Origin of the sequence: Microbacterium sp. ISL-103, assembly GCF_018613995.1 — a bacterium.
Lineage (GTDB): Bacteria > Actinomycetota > Actinomycetes > Actinomycetales > Microbacteriaceae > Microbacterium.
The window spans coordinates 1-6,089 of sequence record NZ_JAGGPD010000232.1 but is presented as its reverse complement, the minus strand read 5'-3'; the positions used below and the strand labels follow the sequence as shown (position 1 = coordinate 6,089).

5 protein-coding genes and 2 pseudogenes are annotated in these 6,089 nt (G+C 67.9%); 1 reads left to right on the top strand and 6 read right to left on the bottom strand.

The features are described 5' to 3' along the window. From J7E68_RS09560 to rplU, 5 genes and pseudogenes are all read right to left on the bottom strand, one after another. Window positions 1–472 (bottom strand): annotated as a pseudogene (locus J7E68_RS09560) (gamma-glutamyl-phosphate reductase); the annotation flags it as partial. Window positions 473–481: 9 nt separating this feature from the next. Then, window positions 482–1,267 carry a glutamate 5-kinase gene (proB, locus tag J7E68_RS09555; protein ID WP_215172037.1) on the bottom strand — a complete coding sequence of 262 codons (786 nt, stop codon included), beginning with the start codon at window positions 1,265–1,267 and terminating at the stop codon, window positions 482–484. Then, a pseudogene (gene obgE / locus J7E68_RS09550) lies at window positions 1,264–2,752 on the bottom strand (GTPase ObgE). The gene proB and the pseudogene obgE overlap by 4 nt, the downstream one beginning before the upstream one ends. Before the next feature lie 110 nt (window positions 2,753–2,862). Beyond that, window positions 2,863–3,120 (bottom strand): 50S ribosomal protein L27, encoded by a 258-nt coding sequence (gene rpmA / locus J7E68_RS09545; protein WP_028501603.1) that lies wholly within the window; start codon window positions 3,118–3,120, stop codon window positions 2,863–2,865. 18 nt (window positions 3,121–3,138) lie between these two features. Further along, the gene (gene rplU / locus J7E68_RS09540) at window positions 3,139–3,447 is read right to left on the bottom strand and encodes a 50S ribosomal protein L21 (RefSeq protein ID WP_028501602.1); all 309 of its coding nucleotides are present in this window, start codon (window positions 3,445–3,447) and stop codon (window positions 3,139–3,141) included. 211 nt (window positions 3,448–3,658) lie between these two features. Here rplU and J7E68_RS09535 point away from each other — a divergent pair, with 211 nt between their 5' ends. Continuing rightward, window positions 3,659–3,925 (top strand): DUF4031 domain-containing protein, encoded by a 267-nt coding sequence (locus tag J7E68_RS09535; protein WP_215172036.1) that lies wholly within the window; start codon window positions 3,659–3,661, stop codon window positions 3,923–3,925. Here the strand turns inward: J7E68_RS09535 and J7E68_RS09530 are convergent. Next, window positions 3,890–6,089 (bottom strand): Rne/Rng family ribonuclease (locus J7E68_RS09530; protein ID WP_251048835.1); only part of this gene is annotated, 2,200 nt, incomplete at its 5' end. The genes J7E68_RS09535 and J7E68_RS09530 overlap by 36 nt on opposite strands.

The following is a 6,089-nucleotide window of genomic DNA, read 5'->3' as shown; positions in this document are numbered from 1 at the left end:
CCGTGTTGGAATCGCGCGCGGCGCTGCCTCCGCGCAGCACCACGGAATTTCCCGACCGCAGCGCGAGCGCCGCGATATCGACCGTGACGTTCGGACGAGCCTCGTAGATCGCTCCGACCACCCCGAACGGCACGCGCACCTGCTCGAGCGCCACACCGTTCGGCATCCGGTGTCCGCCCACAACCCGCCCCACCGGGTCGGGCAGCGCGGCGACCTCACGGACCGCTGATGCCAGAGCTCCGACACGCTTCTCATCGAGCCGCAGACGGTCGATCAGCGAATCGCCGATGCCGTCTGCCTGACCCCGGGCGATGTCGCGGGCGTTGGCCTCGATGATCGTCGCGGCGTTCTGCTCGAGAGCGACGGCGATCGCCTCGAGCGCGCGCGCCTTGTCGTCGCTGGTGAGCGCGGCGGTCGCACGGGATGCCTCTTTGGCGCGCTCCAGGCGCACCTGCGGGGACTGGTCGGTCATCCGCCCAGTCTACGAGCGAGCGGGCTCGAACCAGGTTCCTATTTCGGCTCCCGCCAGAGCCTTGTCGACGAGATCCGCGCTCGTGACCAGCACGCCGATGCCGGATGCCGCGGCGAGGCGCGCGGCCGAGACCTTGGTCGCCGCTCCCCCGGTGCCGACGCTGTTGACGACTGTGGAGCCGAACTCCAGACCGGACAGGTCGGCGTCCGGAGCGACGATGTCAATCGGCTCTGCCGTCGGGTCGGACGGCGGCTTCGTGTAGAGCGATTCGATGTCGCTGAGCAGCACGAGCGCGTCGGCCTCGATGAGCTGTGCGACGAGTGCGCCGAGGCGGTCGTTGTCGCCGAAGCGGATCTCCTGCGTCGCCACGGTGTCGTTCTCGTTGACGATCGGCAGGATGCGCAGTCCCATCAGACGCTCCATCGCGCGACGGGCGTTGCTGCGGGAGGTCGGATTCTCGAGATCTCCGGTCGTCAGCAGAACCTGGCCGGCGACGATGTCGAACGGTCGCAGCGACTCCTGGTACCGGTAGACGAGGATGTTCTGCCCCACCGCGGCTGCCGCCTGCTGCGTGGCGAGATCGGTGGGCCGCGCGTCGAGGCGCAGGAACGGGATGCCGGTGGCGATCGCTCCCGACGAGACGAGCACGACCTCGGCCCCACGGGCGTGAGCGGCAGCGAGTGCCTCCACGAGCACCGGGATGCGCCAGGAGGACTCACCGCTGATGGAGGAGGATCCCACCTTCACGACGATGCGCGAGGCAGTGGCGAGATCCGCCCTGGAGTGCGCGGTCACTCGCCTTCCTCGCGGTACGCCGCGAGTCGCTGAGCCTCGACCTCGGCGCGAGCCTCGGCCTTGGCATCCATGCGCTCGTAGTAGGTCTCACGACGCTCGGAGGTGGTGCGGCGGGCGTTCGGGGCCAGACGCGGGTCGGTGCCTCGGGGCGCCGCCATGAGTTCGGCGGCAGAGGTCATGGTCGGCTCCCAGTCGAAGACGATGCTGTCGCCCTCTCCGATCACGACCGTGGATCCCTGCACCGCACCGAGGCGGAACAGCTCGTCTTCGACGCCCAGCTTCTCGAGACGGTCGGCCAGGAAGCCCACTGCCTCTTCGTTCTGGAAGTCGGTCTGCTGCACCCAGCGCACCGGCTTCTCGCCGAGGATGCGGTAGACGTTGCCGTAGGTGCCGCCCTCGACGCGGATCTCGAAGCCCTTCTTCGGACCCCGCGGGCGCAGGATGACACGCTCGCGCGGAACCTCGGTCGCGGCCAGCTCGGCGCGATGCCGATCGACGATCTCGCCCAGCGCGAAGGTCAGCGGACGCAGCCCCTCGTGCGAGATGGTCGAGATGTCGAACACGCGGAAGCCACGGGCCTCGAGATCCGGCCGCACGAGGTCGGCGAGGTCGCGCGCCTCGGGCACATCGATCTTGTTCNNGGCGGTCGAGCAACGGCGTCTGCCCCTCGGGGACCTCGTAGGCCGCGAGCTCGCCGAGGATGACGTCAAGGTCGGAGACCGGATCGCGGCCCGGCTCGAGGGTCGCGCAGTCGAGCACGTGCAGAAGAGCGGTGCAGCGCTCGACGTGGCGGAGGAACTCGAGTCCGAGACCGCGTCCCTCGCTCGCCCCTTCGATCAGTCCGGGAACATCGGCCACCGTGTAGCGCGAGTCCCCCGCCTGCACGACACCGAGGTTCGGGTGCAGCGTGGTGAACGGGTAATCGGCGATCTTGGGCCGAGCGGCCGAGATCGCACCGATGAGGCTGGACTTGCCTGCCGACGGGTAGCCCACCAGGGCGACATCGGCGACCGTCTTGAGCTCGAGGACGACATCGCCCTCGACTCCCGGCGTGCCGAGCAGCGCGAAGCCGGGGGCCTTGCGCTTGGGCGTGGCGAGAGCCGCGTTGCCGAGACCGCCGTGACCGCCCTTGGCGATGACGAAACGCTCGCCGGGCACGATCATGTCGATCAGCACCTCGCCGGCCGGGTTCTTCACCACGGTGCCGACCGGGACCGGCAGCTCGAGGTCTTCGCCCATGAATCCGGCGCGGTGGTCTCCCATACCGGGACCGCCGTTGCCTGAGCTCCGATGCGGAGAGTGGTGGTACGAGAGGAGCGTGCCGGTCTGCGTGTCGGCGACGAGCACGATATCGCCGCCGTCACCGCCGTTGCCGCCGTCCGGGCCGCCCAGCGGCTTGAACTTCTCGCGGTGCACCGAGACACAGCCGTTGCCGCCCTTACCCGCGCGCAAGTGCAGCGTCACGGTGTCGACGAAACTGACCATGTCTCTCTCCTTGATAAAGAATTCGGCCCGGATCAGCGATCCGGCCTGGAACGCAAATTCGGGGCGGGCCGAAGCCCGCCCCGAATCGGATGTCTACTGTCGTGCTGTGATCACTCAGCAGCGGCGACGATGTTGACGACCTTGCGGCCGCCCTTCGCGCCGAACTGGACCGCACCGGCGGCCAGAGCGAACAGCGTGTCGTCGCCACCACGGCCGACGTTCACACCGGGGTGGAAGTGCGTGCCACGCTGGCGGACGATGATCTCGCCGGCGAGAACCTGCTGTCCTCCGAAGCGCTTGACGCCAAGCCGCTGAGCGTTGGAGTCACGACCGTTACGGGTGGAGCTTGCGCCCTTTTTATGTGCCATGTCCTGGTCTCCTCGGTCTTACTTGATGCCGGTGATCTTGACGCGCGTGAGCTCCTGACGGTGGCCCTGGCGCTTCTTGTAGCCGGTCTTGTTCTTGTACTTCTGGATGATGATCTTCGGGCCGCGGAGGTTGCCGATGACCTCTGCCGTGACCTTGACCTTCGCCAGCGAATCAGCGTCGGTGGTCACCGTGGCGCCGTCGACGAGCAGCACTGCGGCCAGCTCGATCTTCTCGCCCTGGGCAGCCTTGACACGGTCGAGCTGAACGATCGTGCCGACCTCGACCTTCTCCTGCCGCCCACCGGCGCGCACTACTGCGTAAACCACTTCATACCTGTTTCGTTGGGGAGCTCGCGGCTCCGAGATCTCACGGGAAGACTGTTGCTTGCATGCATCGCTGGGCGACGGGCACGAACGCAAGACTCTCCGCTCCGACCGTCCAGGACGACGCGGCATACGCACCAAGGGACTACTTTACCGGATGCCGGACACTGTGGCAAAACGTGCCGCCCGGTGTGTCCGGCCATAGGCTGACGAGATGACCGTTCTCGTCGATGAACCCCTCTGGCCGGCACACGGGCGCCTGTGGGCTCATCTCGTCAGCGACGACAACCTGCAGGAGCTGCACGCCTTCGCGAGTGCACACGACGTGCCTGCGCGCGCCTTCGACCTCGACCACTACGACGTGCCTGAGGAGCTCATCCCCCGACTCCTCGCCGCCGGCGCGGAACACGTCGGCGGCAAGGAGCTGGTCAGGCGACTGATCGCCTCAGGACTGCGCGTCCCCGCCCGCGACCGGCGCTGAGGGCTCGGAGTTCACCGAGACGGGGGTGCCGGTGAGGGCAGCCGTCGAGACGCGGCGACGACCGCGACCCTGACCGGGCGCCTTCGGCTCGGGAAGAGCGTCGAGCACCGAGTCGAGCAGTGCCTCCGCAGGCGACTTGGGCGACTTGCTGCGGTCGGACCCACGCTTCTTCCGCGGCTTCTTGGCGCGCTCCTGCGTCGCAGGTGCATCCGTCGGCTCGATGGCGGGGGCGACCGTCTCCGGCGCCTCCTCGGCGTTCGGAACACGGGTTGACGCCGCGATCTGCGCGAGGGCGGACTTCGCTCCCTCGGGGATGCTGTGAGTGGCGACCGCGGCCGGAGCGGAGTTCTGAGCCTGGTTGCCGCCTCCGCGCTGGCGGCGGTTGGACGGGGAGTTCCCGTTGCCGTTCCCGTTGCCGTTGCTGCTGGAGCGGTGCTTCACGACCGGATCGTGGTGCACGATGACGCCGCGTCCTGCGCACACGTCGCACGCCTCGCTGAACGTCTCGAGCAGGCCGAGACCCAGCTTCTTACGCGTCATCTGCACGAGGCCGAGAGAGGTGACCTCGGCCACCTGGTGCTTGGTCCGGTCACGGCTGAGGCACTCGATCAGGCGCCGTAGCACGAGGTCGCGGTTGGACTCGAGCACCATGTCGATGAAGTCCACGACGATGATGCCGCCGATGTCGCGCAGTCGCAGCTGGCGGACGATCTCCTCCGCCGCCTCGAGGTTGTTCTTGGTGACCGTCTCCTCGAGGTTTCCACCCGAGCCGACGAACTTGCCGGTGTTGACGTCGACGACCGTCATCGCCTCGGTGCGATCGATGCCCAGCGAACCGCCCGAGGGCAGCCACACCTTGCGGTCGAGAGCCTTCTCGATCTGCTCGGTGATGCGGAAGGCATCGAACGGGTCGCTCTCGTCCTCGTAGGACTCGACACGCTCGAGAAGGTCGGGAGCGACGCTCTCGAGGTAGGCGCGGATCGTGCGCTGAGCTTCCTCACCCTGGATCAGCATCTTCGTGAAGTCCTCGTTGAAGACATCACGGACGATCTTGACCAGGAGGTCAGGCTCGGCGTGCAGCAGCGCGGGCGCCTGCTGGTTCTCGACCTGCTTGCGGATGTGCTCCCACTGCGAGGTGAGGCGCTGGACGTCGCGCGTGAGCTGATCTTCGGTCGCGCCCTCGGCCGCCGTGCGGACGATCACGCCGGAGGACTCGGGCAGGACCTCCTTCAGGATGCGCTTGAGACGCGTGCGCTCGTTGTCGGGCAGCTTGCGGCTGATGCCGTTCATGGATCCGCCGGGCACGTAGACGAGGTATCGGCCGGGAAGCGAGATCTGGCTGGTGAGGCGGGCGCCCTTGTGGCCCACCGGGTCCTTCGTGACCTGCACGAGAACGCGATCGCCTGCCTTGAGGGCGAGCTCGATACGACGCGGCTGGTTGCCGGTCTCGACACCGTCCCAGTCGACCTCACCGGAGTAGAGCACCGCGTTGCGACCGCGACCGATGTCGACGAACGCGGCTTCCATGCTGGGCAGGACGTTCTGCACACGACCGAGGTAGACGTTGCCGATGAGCGATGCGTCCTGGTTGCGCGCGACATAGTGCTCGACGAGCACGCCGTCTTCGAGGACGCCGATCTGCGTGCGTCCGTTCTTCGAGCGCACGACCATCTTGCGGTCGACGGACTCACGGCGCGCGAGGAACTCCGCCTCGGTCACGACCGGGCGACGACGACCCGCATCTCGTCCGTCGCGACGACGCTGCTTCTTCGCCTCGAGGCGCGTGGACCCCTTGATGGCCTTCGGCTCGGTGATGTACTCGACGACGCGCTGGCGAGGCTGACGCGGCTCGTCGCGCTGGTCACGGGACTCGCGCTGGTCACGCTGGTCGCGCTGGTCCAGATCCTCGGAGCCACCACGACGGCGACGTCCACGGCGACCGGCAGGTTCGTCCTGCTCGCGATCGGCGATGCGGTCGAACACGCGCTCACGGCCGGGACGAGCCGGAAGCGGCAGGACCTCGGGTGCGTAGAAGTGCAGCTGCGTCGACACCTGCGAGACGAACACCTCGGGAAGCAGCCCCAGTGAGACCGCGGTGAGGGGCTTCGACGCCTCGGGCTCCTCTGCGGGCTTCTCCTCCGCGGCAGGAGCATCCTCCGCAGCA

Coding starts and splice junctions, on each gene's coding strand:
- rpmA (WP_028501603.1), bottom strand. CDS start 3,120: ATGGCACATAAAAAGGGCGCAAGCTCCACCCGTAACGGTCGTGACTCC.
- J7E68_RS09535 (WP_215172036.1), top strand. CDS start 3,659: ATGACCGTTCTCGTCGATGAACCCCTCTGGCCGGCACACGGGCGCCTG.